A 16,468-nucleotide genomic window follows, 5' to 3' on the forward strand; every position below is an offset into this window, starting at 1 on the left:
CCGCACATTTTGTGCGGTCGGCACGGACTACTCTCAGCACTCGTGATTGACCCCAGGACTCTGCGCGATGACCCGGACGTCGTGCGCGCTTCGCAGCGCGCCCGTGGCGAGGACGAAGGAGTGGTCGACAAGCTGCTCTCCCTCGACTCCCGTCGCCGGTCCTCCATCGCCGCCGCCGACAAGCTGCGCGCCGAGCAGAAGTCGCTGGGCAAGCTCATCCCCAAGGCACAGGGTGACGAGCGGGCCGAGCTGCTCGCCAAGGCGAAGGACCTCGCCGCCCAGGTCAAGACGGCCGAGGTCGAGCAGACCGAGGCGTCGGAGGAGTTCGAGCAGCTGCACCGCCTGGTGCCGAACCTCGTCCACCCCGACGCGCCCGAAGGCGGCGAGGACGACTACGTCGTGCTCAAGCACGTCGGTGAGCCGAAGAAGTTCGACTTCGAGCCGAAGGACCACCTCGAACTGTGCGAGGGCCTCGGCGCGCTCGACATGGAGCGTGGCGCGAAGGTCTCGGGCTCGCGGTTCTACTTCCTCACCGGTATCGGCGCCCAGCTCCAGCTCGGCCTGCTGAACATGGCGATCGCGCAGGCGACCGCGAACGGGTTCACCCCGATGATCACCCCGACCCTGGTGCGGCCGGAGATCATGGCGGGCACCGGTTTCCTCGGCGCGCACTCGTCGGAGGTCTACCGGCTGCGCGACGACGACCTGTACCTCGTCGGCACCTCCGAGGTCCCGCTCGCCGGCTACCACGCCGACGAGATCCTCGACCTCGGCAACGGCCCGAAGCGGTACGCGGGCTGGTCGTCCTGCTACCGCCGCGAGGCCGGTTCGTACGGCAAGGACACCCGCGGCATCATCCGCGTCCACCAGTTCGACAAGGTCGAGATGTTCGTCTACACGCGTCCCGAGGACGCCGAAGCCGAGCACGCGCGCCTGCTGGACTGGGAAGAGCAGATGCTCGCCAAGATCGAGGTCCCGTACCGGGTGATCGACACCGCCACCGGCGACCTCGGCACGTCGGCGTACCGGAAGTTCGACTGCGAGGCGTGGGTGCCGTCGCAGGGGACCTACCGCGAGCTGACCTCGACGTCGAACTGCACGACCTTCCAGGCCCGCCGCCTCGGCATCCGTTACCGCGACGACGACGGCCGCCCGCAGACCGTCGCCACGCTGAACGGCACGCTGGCCACCACCAGGTGGATCGTCGCGATCCTGGAGAATCACCAGCTCGAAGACGGTTCCGTCCGGGTGCCGGAGGCGCTTCGCCCCTTCCTCGGCGGAACCGAGGTGCTCACGCCGGCATCCAAGTAGCCGTCGGCGGTGAGGGGAAGAGGACGCATGCGGTTTCGGAATTCGCTCGCGATCGGGCTGGCGGTGCTGACGCTCGGCGGCTGCACGTCGGTCGTCGGCGGTACGGCGTCGCCGGTGCCGGGGCAGGGGCCGGTCATCACGAAGGCCGAGCCGTGCAAGCTGCTCTCGCAGGAGCAGGCGGAAGCCATCGGGGTCACCTTCCCCGGCAAGGAGCGTCCGGCGGACAAGGCCCGGAAGATCCCCGGGACCTGCCGGTATCCGGAGCTGGAGGACGCGCCCGACGGGGTCACGCTGGAGGTGTCGCAGAGCTTCGACCTCTCGCTGGTCGACTACGTCAGCGGCGCGCTCCCCGGCGAGAAGTTCGGCATCGGCGGGTTCACCTGGACCCGGTACGCGTCCATCTTCGGCCCGAGCCACTGCTCGCTGATGACCGAACTGGATCCGAAGACCTTCGTCGAGATCACCAGCGAGGCGCCCGGCGAAGACGTCACCAAGGCCTGCGACCTGGCGAAGGCCGCGGCTCCCGCGGTCGCGTCCCACCTGCCGGGCGGACAGCCGAGCCCGCCGCTCACCGCGCCTCCCGGTCAGAAGCCGATCGAGCCCTCCGGGCCGCTCATGACCGTCGATCCGTGCTCGCTGCTCAAGCCGGAGCAGGTGACGCCGTTCAACCTCCAGCCCGCGCGGCCGATGAACGGTTCGTCGAGGGATCCGAAGAACGGCTGCCAGTGGGACGACAACGACGGCGACAAGGGCAAGAAGGCGCTCGACCTGTGGATCTACACGGCGACGAAACTCGAGGACGTCCCCGGTCTCGACGGCACCCCGGTCGAGCAGATGGTGGCGGGCAAGAAGTGGTTCGTCTACTCGAGCCCGGACAGCCCGATCTGCGTCGCGATGCTGCCGGTCACGGAGACGTCCTCGGTGAAGGTCGACACCGGTGACCTCAGCGACAACGCGAAGGCCTGCGAGGTCCCGCAGGCCGTGATGCCGCTGGTGACCGGGAACATGCCCGCCTTCTAGCCGGTCAGTTCGTCGGCGATGTGCTTCGCGATCTCCAGCGCGCTGGTCGCCGCCGGTGAGGGCGCGTTGAGGACGTGCACCTGGTTCCGTGCGGTCTCGATCAGGAAGTCGTCGACGAGCGCGCCGTCCGGGCGCAGCGCCTGCGCGCGGACGCCGGAGCCGTGCCGCACGATGTCGTCCTCGGTGACGGCGGGGACGAGCCGCGCGAGGCTTTCGGCGAAGCGGCGGCGCGAGAACGAGCGGCGGACCTCGTCGAGCCCGGTCGGGTACGCGTACTTGCGCGCGAGCCGCCAGACGCCGGGGAAGCGGGCGACCTCGGCGAGGTCCTTCGCCGAGATGTCGCGCCAGGTGTAGCCCTCGCGGCGAAGCGCGAGCACGGCGTTGGGGCCGGCGTGCACGCTGCCGTCGAGCATGCGGGTCAGGTGCACGCCGAGGAACGGCAGCGACGCGTCCGGCACCGGGTAGATCAGGCCGCGCACGAGATGGCGGCGTTCCGGCTTCAGCTCGTAGTACTCGCCGCGGAACGGCACGATCCGTGCGCTCGGGGTCAGCCCGGCGAGCCGCGCGAGGCGGTCGGCGTGCAGGCCCGCGCAGTTGACGAGCGCGTCCGCGTGGATCACGTCGTCACCGGTCGCCACCTCGACGCCACCCGTGCGGCCGGGCCGGATCCCCAGCGCGGGCGTGCCGAGGCGCAGGTCGGCGTCGGCTTCGTCGAGCAGCCGCACGAGGGCGGTGCAGACGCCCGCGAAGTCGATGATGCCGGTGGATTCCACGCGTAGCGCGGCGACGCACGCGACCTCGGGTTCGTACTCGCGGGCCTCGCTCGGCGTGATCAGCTTCGCCGGGACGCCGTTCGCTTCGGCGCGTTCGGCGAGCACCTTCAGCGCCGGAAGCTCCGTTTCGGAGGTGGCGACGACGAGTTTGCCGCAGACCTCGACCGGCACCCCGTACTGCCGGGCGAAGTCCACAATGGACCGGTTGCCCGCGGTCGCCATCCTGGCCTTGAACGAACCCGGTTTGTAGTAGAGCCCCGCGTGCACGACGTTCGAGTTGTGCCCGGTCTGGTGGGCCGCCCAGTGGTCCTCCTTCTCGAGCACCGTGACGTCCAGACCACGTTTGGTCAGCTCCCAGGCGGTGGCGAGACCGACGATCCCGCCTCCGACGACTACGACTGTGCGCACGATCGACCAGGTTACCCGGAGCGCTACCTGACAGCCGTCAGGTTCGGTGGTAGCGTACCTAACCGATGTCAGGTAAGCGCTTGAGCAGGGAAGAACGCCGGGAGCGGATCCTCGCCGCGGCGGCGCGGGTGTTCGCCGCGTCCGGCTACGACGCGGCCGGGATGCGCGAGGTCGCGACGGCCGCCGGCATCAGCACACCCGTGCTCTACGACCACTTCCCGTCCAAGGCCGCGCTGTACGCCGGGCTCCTGGAGTCCGAAGTGGACAGCCTGCTGGCCGGCTGGGCGGAGCTGCCGCCTTCGGGCACCGCCGAGGAGCTGCTGCGTGGCCGCGTGGCGGCGATCTTCGCCTGGATGGAGGCGAACGAACGCGGCTGGCGGATGATCTTCGCCGAGACGCCGTCCGACGAAGCGGTCGCCGAGGTGCACCGGCGCGGGCAGGCCAGGGCCACGGGGCGGCTGACCGAGGTGTTCGCCGGTGTCCCCGGCCTGGCGCTGACCGCGGACCTGCCGCGCGACCGCGCGAACGAAGCGCTCGCCGAAGCGGCGAAGAGCGCACTGAACGCCATCGCCACCTGGTGGTGGAGCAACCGCGACATCCCGCGGGAGCAGGTCGTCGCGCTCACCGCGGATCTGTTGTGGCGCGGGCTGGGGAACCTGATCCAGGAGGACACATGAGCATCGAAACCGCCGAGCGATACCGCCGCGCCCTCGAAACCCGGGACGTCGAACTCGCGCTGAGCGCCTTCGCGCCGGACGCCGTCGTGCGTTCGCCGTTGACGAGCCGGGTGCGGTTCACCGGGCACGCGGAACTCAGGCCGCTGCTGGAGGTCGCGTACTCGCATCTGCGGGACGTCCGGTTCCACACCGACACCGGCGACGAGGCGACGCGGGTCGTCGTCTACACCGCGCGCATCGGCGGCGAGGAGATCGAAGAGGCGGCGGTGCTGAAACTCGGCGAAGACGGGCTCATCGCCGAAGTGACGCTGTTCGTGCGGCCGCTGCCGGGGCTCGTCGCGCTGATGGACGCCTTCGGCCCGGACATCGCCCGCCGCAACGGCCGCACTTTCGCGGCCCGCCTGCTCAAGGTGGCCGCGAAACCCTTGCTGGCCATGGTCCGGTCCGGTGACAAACGCGCCGTCCCGCTGGCCGGCCCGAGGGGCTGAACGACGCTTTCCCCGCATCTCATGTGAGGAGCTCGGCCGATGTTGCGAAAGCCACTTTCGCAACCTTCAACGTTGGGAAAGTGGCTTTCGCAACTCCCGGCTAAGCCCTTCAAGACCCGGTTGGTCCCTTCAGCCCACCGGGACCGGGGCCGGAGCCGGTTCGTCTTCGGGGTCTTCGAGGACCTTCGGCACCCCGCGCAACGTGAACAGCGCGCTCACCGCCAGCAACGCCATCAGCGCCGCCGAGCACAGCATCGTCACCTGCAACCCGTCGACGAACGCCGACTTCGCACTCGCCAAGACCAGCGCACCCTGTTCCGGTGGGAGTTGCGCCGCGACCTGGACGGCGCCGCCGAGCGTGTCCGAAATCGCCGACGACGCTTCCGGTGGCACCCCGGACGGGAGGACGAGTTCGTTCCGGTACAGCGCGCCGAGCACACTGCCGAGGACCGCGATCCCCAGCGCCCCGCCGAGTTCGGTCGCCGTCTCGGAGATCGCCGACGCCGCGCCCGCCCTGGCCTTCGGCACGACGCCGAGCACCGTGTCCGTCGCGACGGAGAGGATCAGCGACAGCCCGACCCCGAACACGATCATCGCGGCGAGCAGGTCGGTGTAGACGATCGTCACGCCGACCGCCGAGTACAACGCGAACCCGACCGCCGACAGGGCGCAGCCCAGCCCGATGGTGACCGCGCGCCCGAAGGCCTTGATCGCCAGCGGCGCGAGCACGCCGCCGAGGATCGCGCCGCCCATCCCGGGCAGCCCGGCGAGCCCGGACTTCAGCGGCGACCAGCCCGCCACCAGCTGCAGGTACTGCGCGAACATCAGCGAGACCGCGAGCTGCGCGAACATCGCCAGGATCGTGGTGCCGACGGTCGCCGAGAACGCCCGCTGGGCGAACAGCTTCAGGTCCATCAGCGGTTCGGCCAGCCGCGGCTGCCGCAGGACGAACGCCAGCAGGCAGCCGATGCCGAGCACGGCGGCGACCGCGACGTCCCAGTGTCCCCAGCCCTTGTACGCGATTTCCTTGATCGTGTAGACGATCCCGACCATGCCGACGAGCGAGAGCAGCACGCTGGGCACGTCGATGCGATGGGACACCGGGTTCTTCGACTCGGGCAGGATCAGCGCGCCCGCGATCACCATGACCACGACCACCGGCACGTTGACCAGGAACACCGAACCCCACCAGAAGTGGTCGAGCAGGAAACCGCCGACGAGCGGCCCCATCCCGAAACCGAGGATCGTCAGCCCGCTCGAAACCCCGATCACGGCCGCGCGTTCCTTGCCGGTGAACACGTTCCGCACGATCGACAGCGTCGACGGCATCAGCGTCGCGGCGGCGATCCCGAGCAGCGCGCGGGCGGCGATCAGGAGTTCCGCCGTCGGCGCGTACGCCGTGATCACCGAGGCGACACCGAACAGCGACGCCCCGATCAGCAGCAGCTTCTTCCGCCCGACCCGGTCGCCGATGTTCCCCATCGTGATCAGCAGCCCGGCGAGGGCGAAACCGTACGCGTCGGCGATCCACAGCAGTTCCGTCGTCGACGGGTGCATCTGTTCCGAAAGCGACGGCAGCACCAGGTGCAGCACGGTCAGGTCGATCGCGATCAGCAGCTGCGCCAGCACGCAGACCGCGACGGTGCCGATCTTGCGGCCCTTGCCGATGTTCACCGCGAGACCCCGAAGGTGAGCTCCGGCGTGTGCCGCGCGGTGCCGTTCTCGCCGTCACCCAGGTAGAACCGGGTGCTCAGGGTGCGGGCCGACGGGTCGAGGACGCTGCGCCACAACGTCCGCCACGGCGCGCCGGGCTCGACCGCGAAGGCCACCGTGTCGAGCGCGTCCCGCGTTCCGGAGTCCGCTTCCTTGGTGATGGTGCGAAGCCGCTCGTAGGTGCGCATGGTCTCCGGGTTGTCCTCGGGCAGCGCGTCGAGATCCGGATGACGGTGCAGCAGGTGGTTCGTGACGCACAGCGGGCCGTCGGCCACCTCGACGAAGTACTCGACGTCGTGCGCTCCGCGTTCGTAGACGAAGCCGCGGCCGGAGGTGTCGGCGACGATGTAGTGGCAGGGCGCGCCGTGCGCGTACTGCTTGGCGAGCATCAGCGCTTCCTTGGCCTCTTCGACGGTTTCGCAGGTGTCCAGCAGATACCGGCACACCTGCAGCACCGACAGGCCCGCCTGCGGACCGTGGTCCAGCGGCATGGCCGTCTCGACCTCGGCCATCAGCAGGGTGACGACGAGCCCGGCCTCGTTGACCCCCTCCGTTCCACCGTCCATTGTGGACATGGTGAGCGAGGTCGACGCGATGCCGTCGTCGGGGATCGTCGTCAGGACATAGGGCCGTGACGCCATCGGGACGGTCCCGTCGTCGACCGGCTCCTCACCGGCCAGCACCGCGCCCAGCTGAGTCCAGCTCATGGTGAAGAAGTCGTAGTTGCGGCCGAGCTCGCTTCCCGTCCAGAGCGCCGAACAACCCGATCCGGGGGGCAAGGCACTCGCGTCGTCGAAGGAGACCGCCGCGTCGGCGGGGAACCCGTGTGCCTCGGCGAACCCGGCCGTGCGCGCCGCGTACTGAGGCCAGTTCCGGGCGAACCAGGTACGCCGCGCCTTGGCCACGATCGGATCGAGTGACGGCGGCGACCATTCCGAGCGCGCCTTCACCTCGGCGCCGAGGGCATGGCCGATTTCGGCCTGGGAGCCGCGCAGCGTCAGATGCCGCACGGCGAGGAAGTCTTCGGGAGAACCGGCTACGTAGGTCATGCCCCGGAGGGTGTCCGCCGCCGCTGACCGTCCGCGCACCGAACGCTGTCAGTGCTTGTCAGTGCTTGTCAGTGTTGTCATCGGAATGTCATGTGCCCCGCGCGAAAGTGGTCCCACCAGGCAACGACAAGCGAGGGAAACCATGCTCAGCAACAAGGTGTACATCATCGGCGGGGCCGTCCTCAGCGTCCTCTTCGTCGCGCTCGCGATGGTCGAGTTCTCCACCGGCTACCCGGACGACGGCCTGCAGGACCTGCTCTACGCCGCCGTGAGCGCCGGCGCCGGCGTGCTGCTGTACGTCCTCGACCGCCGTCAGCGCGAGCGTCGCGCGGCCGCCGAAGCGCAGCGTGACGCCCGATGAGGAACATCGACGGCGGCTTCCTCGCCGCACCCGACCAGGCCTCCCTCCAACGCCGCGAGCAGGACGTGCGCAAGGGCAAGCTCGCGCTGATGCTGGCCGTCGTCGGCGGGTTCGTCGCGCTGGTCGCCGGCTACAACGTCGTCGCCGACTTCTCCCCGGTTTCGCTGGTGGTGACGATGCTCGGGCTGGCCGCCGCGATCGGCGGCGGGCTGCTCACCAAACACCTGATGCGTGCCGTGCGGTTCCGGGTGCACAAACCGAACGCGGGCCTGGTCGGCGCCGCGAAGCTGACCGGGATGGTGGTGGTCGTCCTCGGCTTCATCGCACTGGTCGGCTCGCTGGAAGGGCCCGGCGTGCTGCGGATCATCGCGATCGCCGTCGGCTGCGCGGCCATCGGCTACGTGAAATCGCTGCACGACCAGCAATGGGTGCTCTTCGAACTGGACGCGGTCGGCGTCCGGATCGAGCGGACGGTCGTGCCGTGGCGTGACGTCACCCGGCTCACCATCGACCCGGTCGGCCCTGGAATGACCCGCCTCGGCGCGGTCCCGGTCAACGCCGCACCGCTGTACGTCGCGGTCCAGGACAGCGAGCTCGACCAGCGGCTCCTCGCCGAGGCCGTCGGCCGCTTCGCGCCGCAGGGCACGCAGCTGACCCGCGCTTAGGCACCCGAGGCGGCTATGACCGTCCACAAGGGGCCAGGGGTGCCCGTCGACCGTGTCGCGAAAGCCACTTTCGGGACATCAGGCGTCGCGAAAGTGGCTTTCGCGACACGGGTGCCGGCGGTGAGGTGGGCTTCGCGTCGCAGGGCACGCAGCTGACCCGCGCTCAGGCCAGCTGAGCGGCACCCCGCAGGCCGAGCCCGCGGCGGTAGGCCCGGTCGAAGTCGTCACCGAGCCGCTCGCGCACGGTCGTCCTGAGCAGGGCGGCGTCCAGATCGACGGCGAACGGGGTGCCCCGGATGGTCACCGCCGCGCCGATCAGGACCGCCGCCCGCTCGGCGTCGCCCCGCACCAGCGCGACCCCGGCGAGACCCTCGACGGCGCAGGCCATGGTGGTGCTGTCGTGCCAGCGGTCCGCCGACACCAGCGCCAGCCGGTGCAGCTCCTCGGCCCCGTCGGCGTCACCCTCGGCGGCCAGGACCCAGCCGAGGGAGATCTTCGCGCCGGCGCGCACGCCTTCGGCCGCGAACGAACCACCGGAACACTCCGAGAGCGCGCGTTCGCTCAGCGCGCGAGCCGCCGCCAGATCGCCCTCGTGCCGGGCGAGGAACGACAGACCGACGTACCCGGCCGCCCGGCTCTCGGGCATCCCGGCGCGGCGCGCGATTTCGATGGCGAGTTCGAAATCCGCCCGCGCGCCCGCCGCGTCGCCGTGGAGCAGCTTGCTGCCGCCGCGACGGCACAGCAGGTCCGCGTTGTCGTCGGACGCGCCGAGCTCCCGCATCAGCCGCAGGGCCTCGTTCATCGTTTCGAGGGCTTCGGCCTGCCGGTTCGTCCAGATCAGGATCTGGGACAGATGGTCGAGGGCCATCGAAAGGCCCCAGCGTTCCCCGATCGAGCGGAACGCCTGCGCCCCTTCGAGCAGGAACTCTTCCGCCGTGTCGAGTTCGCCCTGCATCAGCGCGCGGAGGCCGTAACCGGTCGGAGCGAGGGCGAGGCTCCAGGCATCGCTGTTCGCCAGCAGCACCCGGCTGCGTTTGATCAGCGCGTCGTCGTCACCGGGCGGGCCGGACACGACGCCCATCAACAGCAACAGTGCCGGGTTCCGGGGCGCCTTGGCGATGTTCAGCATGAGGCCGTCAACCAACGGCAAATGCCGGTCGAGCGCCTCGTGCCCCCGCAGTCCCGCGGCGGCGGTGAGCACGCAGAGCTGGTACTCCTCTTCGAGACCGTCCGGCGCCCGTTCTCCGAGCCGTTTGACCACTTCCAAACACAGCGTCGAACCCTCGAAGCGGCGACCGCGCATCCACCAGTACAGCACCAGCGCAGCAGAAAGCCGGAGCGCGATCCGTACGTCGGACTCGGCGGCCCAGCGCAACACGGCCAGGAGATCGTCGTAGGCGGCGTCGAGCCGAGCGAGCCAGACCAGCTGGTCGCCGGTGCGCAGCATCGGATCGGCTTCCTCGGCGAGGGCGAGGAAATGCTCGGCGTGCGCGCGCCGCAGCCGCTCGGTTTCGCCCGCTTCGGCGAGTTTCCCGGCGAAGAAGGCCCGGATGGTTTCGAGCATCCGATACCGGTCGCCGGTGCGCTCGACCAGCGATCTGTCCACAAGGGACGGCAGCAGCTCCGCGATGTCCGGCACGGCGCAGACCGCTGCGGCGTCGGCCAGGGTCGTGCCGCCCGCGAAGACGGTCAGCCGCCTGGCGAGCAGGCGTTCGTCCTCGTCGAGTAGATCCCAGCTCCACTCGACGACGGCGCGCAGGGTGCGATGACGGCTCTCGGCGGCCCGGCTGCCCCGCGAGAGCAGCCCGAACCGGTCGTCCAGCCGGGACGCGATCTCGCCGACTGGCAGGGTCCGGACCCGCGCGGCGGCGAGCTCGATGGCCAACGGCAGCCCGTCGAGCGCGGCGCAGACCCGCTGGACGTCGCCCGCGGTGTCGTCGTCGACCACGAAACCCGGATCGCCTGCCCGCGCGCGGTCGGCGAACAGGCGGACCGCGGCGAACTCCAGCGACCGGGCGGGCGGCGTGCCCGGCGGCGGCACGGCGAGCCGCGGCACGGGGGAGACGACCTCGCCGGTGATGCCCAGCGGTTCACGGCTGGTGGCGAGCACCCGCAGCGCGGGGGCCGCGCCGAGCAGCCGGGCGGCCAGCTTCGCGGCGGCCTCGATCAGGTGCTCGCAGTTGTCGAGCACCAGCAGGACCGCCCGTTCGGACAGCGCGTCGATCAGCCGTTCCAGCGGCGCGTTCTCCACCGGCGCGGTGACCGTCCCGAGCGGGACCGTCCGCAGGCCGAGCGCGGTCAGCACGGCGTGGGCGACGTCCGCGTCCTCTGTGTACGGAGCGAGCTCGACGAAGACCGCGGGGAGGTCCACGGCGGCCGCCGTCTCGATGGCCAGCCGCGTCTTGCCCGCTCCGCCCGGGCCGGTCAGCGTCACCAGCCGCGAGCTCTCCAGCCTGTCGAGCACGTGCCGGAGATCGCCTTCGCGGCCGATGAAGCTGGTGAGCTGCGCCGGGAGCACCGCCGAAGTGGCCTTCACAGGCGTCTCGCCGCGAAGCACGGCCAGATGCGCGGCGGCGAGCTCCGGCCCGGGGTCCGTGCCGAGTTCGTCGGCGAGGACGCGGCGGGCGTCCTCGAACGCGGTGAGCGCCTCGGCCTGCCGCCCGGCGGCGTGCAGCGCGCGGATCAGCAGCGCGCGGGACTTTTCCCGCAGCGGCTGCTCGTCGATGACCTCGCGAAGCTCGGCGAGGACGTCTTCGTGTTTTCCCAGCTTGAGTTCGGCCTCGACGCGGTCCTCGATCGCCGACGTCTTCAGCTCGTTCAGCCTGGTGACCTGCGGATCGCGGAACGGCGCGTCGGTGATGTCCGCGAAGGCCGGGCCACGCCAGAGCCCGAGAGCATCGCGAAGCAGCTCGGACGCCTTCGCGGCATCTCCCGCCGCGAGAGTGCGCCGTCCCTCTGCGGCGAGCCGCTCGAACCGGTGCACGTCGACGTCGTCGGGGTCCACGGCGAGCCGGTAGCCCGCCGGGCTGAACTCGACGGGCGCGAGCTCCTTCAGCGCGCCCCGCAGCCGCGAGACCTGCGATTGCAGCGCGTTCGCCACCCCTTCGGGTGGTTGTTCGCCGTAGAGACCGTCGATGAGGCGCTCCGCCGGGACGATCCGGCCCGCCTCCAGCGCGAGCAACGCGAACAGCGTCCGGACCCTGGGCCCGCCGATCGGAACGGTGGTGCCGTCGTCGCGGCGCACCTCCGTCGCCCCCAGCACGCGGAATCGCATGCCGTAACCCTAGGGCGTCCTTGAGCTGGGTGGATCCAGCCCGCCCGAACTACGCCGATCGGCGTCTATACACTTCGCCGGGTCCCCACGCAATGGGAGAGGTATGTCTGAGCAGGAACCCCTCGTTCTGGGTCAGCCGACCGTCGGCGACGAAGAACTCGCCGCCGTGGCGGAGGTCTTCCGGTCCGGCTGGCTGGCCGGAGCCGGCCCCGCGTGCCGTCGTTTCGAGGAACGCTTCGCGAAGACCGTCGGCACCGCGCACGCCCTGACCACCAGCAACTGTGGCTCGGCACTCTTCCTCGGGCTGCGTGTGCTCGGCGTGAAGCCGGGCGACGAGGTCATCGTCGGCGACTACACGTTCCCCGCCACCGGCCACGCCGTGCTCCAGGCCGGCGCGACCCCGGTGTTCGCGGACATCCGCCCCGACGTGTGGAGCGCCGACCCGGCGTCGATCGAAGCCCTGATCACCCCGCGCACGGTCGGCATCCTCGCCGTCGACGTCGCCGGGCAGCCCGGTGACTTCGACGAATACCGCGCCATCGCCGACAAGCACGGCCTGTGGCTGTTCGAGGACGCCGCCTGCGCCGCGGGCGCGACGTACAAGACCCGCCCGGCAGGCAGCCTCGCCGACCTGGCCGCGTTCTCCTTCCACGGCCGCAAGGGGATCACCGCGGGCGAAGGCGGCGCGCTGGTCTCGGACCGCGAAGACCTCATCGCGCACGCGCGCAAGCTGCACACCTACGGCATCGAGCCCGCCATCACCCGTGAGGGTTCCGGCGCGTTGCCGATCCCGGAGTTCCACGAGCTGGGCTACAACTTCCGGCTTTCGGACGTGCAGGCCGCGATCATGAACGTGCAGCTGGACCGCCTCCCGGATCTGCTCTCGGCCCGCCGTTCGGTGGCCAAGCGCTACCACGAGGCGTTCGAGAATCTGCCCGGTCTCGACGTTCCGGTGGAACTGCCGGACCGCGAGCACCCGTGGCAGGCCTACATCCTCACCGTGGCCCCGGAGATCGACCGCGACGCGCTCGCCCTGCGGATCCGCGAGCAGGGCGTGCAGTGCAACTTCGGCACGTACGCCTCGCACCTGCAGCCCATCTACGGCAAGAAGCAGACCTTGCCGGTTTCGGCGGACCTCTTCGCCCGTCATCTCGCCATCCCGATGCACGCCAACCTCACCGATGCCCAGGTCGACCGGGTCATCGGGACCGTCAGCGCCGCACTGCCGAGCTAGGAGAGAAATGCCCGACAAGAAGGTCCTCTTCACCGGGGGCGGCGGTTTCATCGCCGCGCACGTCATCCCGATGCTGATCGAGGGCGGCTACACCGTCCGCGTCTTCGACAACATGACCCGCGGCGACCGCGCCCGGATCAACGAGTTCGTCGCCACCGGCAAGGTCGAGCTGGTCGAGAAGGACGTCCGGTACGGCGGCGCCGTGCGCGAGGCCATGCGCGGCTGCACGCACGTCATCCACTTCGCCACCGTGTCGATCAACAAGTCGGTCGCGGACCCGCACGAGTCCATCGACATCAACATGGTCGGCAACCACAACGTCTTCGCCGCCGCGGCGGACGAGGGTGTCGAGCGGCTGGTGTTCGCCTCGACCGCGTCCGTCTACGGCGACCCGAAGCGGCTGCCGATGCACGAGGACGACGAGCTCAAGCCGCTCACGCCGTACTGCATCTCGAAGCGCGCGGGCGAGGACATGCTCGGCTTCTACGAGCGCACCAAGGGCCTGTCCTGGAACGCGCTGCGCTTCTTCAACGTGTACGGCCCCGGCCAGAAGATCGAGGCCTACTACACGTCGGTGATCAACCACTTCATCCAGCGCCTGCGCGCCGGCCAGCCGCCGATCATCGACGGCCGCGGCGACCAGTCGATGGACTTCGTGCACGTCACGGATCTGGCCCGTGCCGTGGTCGCGGCGCTCGAGTCGGAGAAGGCGAACCTGCCGATCAACATCGGCACCGGGATCGACACCTCCATCGCGACGCTGGCGAAGATCCTCATCGACGCCGTCGGCGTCAACGTCGAGCCGCTGTTCAACGAGCGCGACGTGCTGGTCTCGCGCCGCGCCGCCGACATCACCCGCGCCCGCGAGGTTCTCGGCTGGGAGCCGAAGATCTCCGTGGAAGAGGGCATGTACGAACTGGTGAAGGCTTCGGAGGGATGACCGCCGGGCCAGGGGAGAGCCGCCCCATGCGTATCGCCGTGGTGAACAACTTCTTCCCGCCGAGGGTGGGCGGAAGCGCGCACATGGCGGCGTCCCTGGCCGAGCAGTACGCGGCGCGCGGGCACGAGGTGCTCGCGATCACCGCCGCGTACGCCGACGCCCCGGCCGACGAGACGAAGGACGGCTACCGCGTCGTCCGCCTGCCCGCGGTGAAGATGCCGCAGCTGGGCCTGTCGATCGACTTCGACATGAGCTTCGCCTCGCTGCGGCCGGGGAACTGGCGGCGGCTGTGGAAGCTGCTGGACGAGTTCAAGCCGGACGCCGTCCACCTGCACGGGCAGTTCTTCGACCTGTCGTGGCTGGCCGGGCTGTATGCGCGGCGCCACAAGCTGCCGATGCTGCTGACCATCCACACGCTGCTGATCAGCGACAACAAGCTGTACGGCGGGGTTTTCCGGTTCCTGGACAAGGTGCTGGTGAACCCGATCCTGCGTTACCTGAAGCCGCGCTACGTCATCCTCGACAAACTCGGGGTCGACTACTGCGTCGAGCGCTACGGCACCAGCGACGCGAACTCGGACTACTTCCCGATCGCCGTCGACACGGGGAACTTCGAGAAGCCGCTGACCCTCGACGTGCGGGCCGAGCACCAGCTGGGCGACGGTCCGGTGATCGTCTCGCTCGGGCACGTGATCCCGCTGCGCAACCGGCTCCCGCTGGTCGAGGCGCTGCCGTCCATTTTGGACAAACACCCCGGGGTGAAGGTGGTCGTCGTCGGCCGCGTCTACCACGACGTCTTCCTGAAGCGGGCGGAAGAACTCGGCGTCGCGGACGCCATCATCGTGACCGGCGCCGTGCCGAAGGCCGACGTCCCCGCGTACTTCGCCGCCGCCGACATCGTCACGCACGACCTCAACGGCGGCTGTGGCACCGCGTCGCTGGAGGCGATGCTTTCGGGCACCGCGACCATCGCGTCGGTCACCGAGGACAACTACCCGGGCATCGAACTGCGCAACGGCGAGAACATCCTGCTGGTGCGGCCGGACGACAGCGAGGCGGTGGCGAACACCGTCATCGAGTTGCTCGACGACCCGGAGAAGCGGGCTTTGGTGGCACAGCGGGAAAGCGCGATGGTGCGGGCCAACTTCGGCCTCGACGTCGTCGCCGAAGAACACCTGCGTACCTTCGAGAAACTGGTGACCGAGGCCGATGTTCTTCGATGACGAGCGCAGCAACCGCCTGCGCCCGCAGATCCTGACCGAACTCGTCTCGCAGTACATGAACGACGCCGAGCGCGCGAAGTTCTACGGGCTGCCGGAGTCGACGAGGGTCCGCGAACGGGTCAAGATCATCAGCCCGGAGAACCTGAAGATCGGCGAACACTGCTGGATCGGCGAAGGCGCCGCGCTCGACGCGAGCGGCGGGCTGGAGATCGGCGAGCACACCAGCATCGGGCTCAACACGCTGATCTTCACGCATTCCAGCTGGCTCGCGAACATGACGCTGCAGAACCACTCCGGCAGCGACCTCATCGAGCGCAAACCCGTGAAGATCGGCAAAGGCTGCTTCATCGGCGGCCTCGTGGTGATCATGGCAGGCGTCACGATCGGCGATTTCGCCACCGTGCAGCCGAATTCCGTGGTCGCCAAGGACGTCCCGCCGCGCACCCTGGTCGCGGGCAACCCCGCGCGCGTGTTCCAGAAGTACGACGACGAGTACATCCAGTCCGAAGTGGAGCGTGTGCGCGCCGAGAACGCGCGGCGGCGGGCGCTGGCTGAGGAGCGCGGGGACACTCCTGGGGCTTGGGGTGCTCCGGCGGGCGACTTCACGGAGTAGTCAGAGCCGGTCGGCCGCGGCGACCACGTCGCGAAAGCCACTTTCGCGACGTCTGATGTCCCGAAAGTGGCTTTCGCGACATGGCTCCGCGCGTCCGCAAGCGCACGGTCGTCGATCACTGTGACGAGTGGTGAATTCTCACTCGAGTCCGCAGTACGCTCGGTGCCGATGACTCAGGTAACCCTCGACGAGTGGGCGGCCATGCCCCGGAATCGGGCCGAAGTGGCCGGTGGTGTCCTGGTCGCGGCGCCATTCCTGGACACGCGGCACCAACAGGCGGTCACGCGGCTCGCGTACTGGCTGGACGAGCGCCTTCCGGATCTGGTCGCCCTCGCCGGAGTCGAACTGCTGCTCGCCGAAGAACCGTTGAGCATCCGAGTGCCGGACGTCCTCGTCACGAGCTCGACCGAGCCGAACGTCCGCAGGTCGTCGCCGAAGGACGTGCGGCTTGTCATCGAGGTGCTGTCCGTGGGCACCGTCCGCACCGACCGGGTCACCAAGTTCTCCGAGTACGCCGAAGTGGGCATCGAGCATTACTGGATCGTCGACCTCGAAGAACCGGCGAGTATGACCACCTACCGTTTGATCGACGGCGAGTACGAGAACTTCGGCGAGCACACCGGCAAGGTGAGCCTCGACCTCGACGGCACCCCGCTCACCCTCGACCTCGACGCGCTGACCACCCGCCACGCGCAGCGCCCCTGAGCGCCCTCGGAACC

Annotated in this window: 15 protein-coding genes; 11 read left to right on the forward strand and 4 right to left on the reverse strand. The window is 69.7% G+C overall.

Annotation, left to right across the window (positions count from 1 at the left end):
• The first annotated feature begins 42 nt into the window (after positions 1-42).
• Both serS and ACZ1DY_RS01415 read left to right on the forward strand, forming a co-directional pair.
• Positions 43-1,311, forward strand: coding sequence for a serine--tRNA ligase (gene serS / locus ACZ1DY_RS01410; protein WP_126732474.1), 1,269 nt, complete (start codon positions 43-45; stop codon positions 1,309-1,311).
• 27 nt (positions 1,312-1,338) lie between these two features.
• Positions 1,339-2,331: a DUF3558 family protein gene (locus ACZ1DY_RS01415; RefSeq protein WP_465483400.1), complete on the forward strand. Its 993-nt coding sequence runs from the start codon at positions 1,339-1,341 to the stop codon at positions 2,329-2,331.
• Here the strand turns inward: ACZ1DY_RS01415 and lhgO are convergent.
• Positions 2,328-3,512, reverse strand: coding sequence for an L-2-hydroxyglutarate oxidase (gene lhgO / locus ACZ1DY_RS01420; RefSeq protein WP_465483401.1), 1,185 nt, complete (start codon positions 3,510-3,512; stop codon positions 2,328-2,330). The two genes, ACZ1DY_RS01415 and lhgO, sit on opposite strands and share 4 nt — an antisense overlap.
• Before the next feature lie 80 nt (positions 3,513-3,592).
• Here lhgO and ACZ1DY_RS01425 point away from each other — a divergent pair, with 80 nt between their 5' ends.
• Together ACZ1DY_RS01425 and ACZ1DY_RS01430 are read left to right on the forward strand one after the other, a co-directional pair.
• Positions 3,593-4,189, forward strand: coding sequence for a TetR/AcrR family transcriptional regulator (locus ACZ1DY_RS01425; RefSeq protein WP_465483402.1), 597 nt, complete (start codon positions 3,593-3,595; stop codon positions 4,187-4,189).
• A complete protein-coding gene (locus ACZ1DY_RS01430; protein WP_465483403.1) occupies positions 4,186-4,677 on the forward strand; it encodes a nuclear transport factor 2 family protein in 492 nt (163 codons plus the stop codon). Before ACZ1DY_RS01425 ends, ACZ1DY_RS01430 begins: the two co-directional genes overlap by 4 nt.
• Before the next feature lie 129 nt (positions 4,678-4,806).
• On the opposite strand, the gene ACZ1DY_RS01435 is transcribed toward ACZ1DY_RS01430, so the two are convergent.
• Positions 4,807-6,351 (reverse strand): MFS transporter, encoded by a 1,545-nt coding sequence (locus ACZ1DY_RS01435; protein ID WP_465483404.1) that lies wholly within the window; start codon positions 6,349-6,351, stop codon positions 4,807-4,809.
• Complete coding sequence (locus ACZ1DY_RS01440; protein WP_465483405.1) at positions 6,348-7,439, reverse strand: C45 family autoproteolytic acyltransferase/hydolase; 1,092 nt, start codon at positions 7,437-7,439, stop codon at positions 6,348-6,350. The genes ACZ1DY_RS01435 and ACZ1DY_RS01440 overlap by 4 nt, the downstream gene beginning before the upstream one ends.
• A 142-nt stretch (positions 7,440-7,581) precedes the next feature.
• On the opposite strand from ACZ1DY_RS01440, the gene ACZ1DY_RS01445 reads away from it, so the two are divergent.
• Together ACZ1DY_RS01445 and ACZ1DY_RS01450 are read left to right on the forward strand one after the other, a co-directional pair.
• Positions 7,582-7,800, forward strand: a complete 219-nt coding sequence (locus ACZ1DY_RS01445; RefSeq protein ID WP_219146578.1) for a hypothetical protein — start codon at positions 7,582-7,584, stop codon at positions 7,798-7,800.
• A complete protein-coding gene (locus tag ACZ1DY_RS01450) occupies positions 7,797-8,465 on the forward strand; it encodes a hypothetical protein (protein WP_126732466.1) in 669 nt (222 codons plus the stop codon). The genes ACZ1DY_RS01445 and ACZ1DY_RS01450 overlap by 4 nt, the downstream gene beginning before the upstream one ends.
• Positions 8,466-8,628: 163 nt before the next feature.
• Here ACZ1DY_RS01450 and ACZ1DY_RS01455 read toward each other — a convergent pair whose 3' ends face one another.
• Entirely contained in the window at positions 8,629-11,739 is a 3,111-nt protein-coding gene (locus tag ACZ1DY_RS01455; protein ID WP_465483406.1) for an AfsR/SARP family transcriptional regulator, read from the reverse strand.
• 103 nt (positions 11,740-11,842) lie between these two features.
• Here ACZ1DY_RS01455 and ACZ1DY_RS01460 point away from each other — a divergent pair, with 103 nt between their 5' ends.
• The 5 genes from ACZ1DY_RS01460 (at position 11,843) to ACZ1DY_RS01480 (ending at position 16,454) form a co-directional block, all read left to right on the forward strand.
• Positions 11,843-12,973, forward strand: coding sequence for a DegT/DnrJ/EryC1/StrS family aminotransferase (locus ACZ1DY_RS01460; protein ID WP_465483407.1), 1,131 nt, complete (start codon positions 11,843-11,845; stop codon positions 12,971-12,973).
• 7 nt (positions 12,974-12,980) lie between these two features.
• Positions 12,981-13,913: an NAD-dependent epimerase/dehydratase family protein gene (locus ACZ1DY_RS01465; protein ID WP_257483686.1), complete on the forward strand. Its 933-nt coding sequence runs from the start codon at positions 12,981-12,983 to the stop codon at positions 13,911-13,913.
• A gap of 26 nt (positions 13,914-13,939) precedes the next feature.
• Positions 13,940-15,136 (forward strand): glycosyltransferase family 4 protein, encoded by a 1,197-nt coding sequence (locus tag ACZ1DY_RS01470; RefSeq protein ID WP_126732462.1) that lies wholly within the window; start codon positions 13,940-13,942, stop codon positions 15,134-15,136.
• The gene (locus tag ACZ1DY_RS01475) at positions 15,123-15,749 is read left to right on the forward strand and encodes an acyltransferase (RefSeq protein ID WP_126732461.1); all 627 of its coding nucleotides are present in this window, start codon (positions 15,123-15,125) and stop codon (positions 15,747-15,749) included. The genes ACZ1DY_RS01470 and ACZ1DY_RS01475 overlap by 14 nt, the downstream gene beginning before the upstream one ends.
• A gap of 168 nt (positions 15,750-15,917) precedes the next feature.
• Positions 15,918-16,454, forward strand: coding sequence for a Uma2 family endonuclease (locus tag ACZ1DY_RS01480; protein WP_465483408.1), 537 nt, complete (start codon positions 15,918-15,920; stop codon positions 16,452-16,454).
• Positions 16,455-16,468: the final 14 nt, after the last annotated feature.

It is taken from the genome of Amycolatopsis sp. PSD-21, assembly GCF_055561455.1.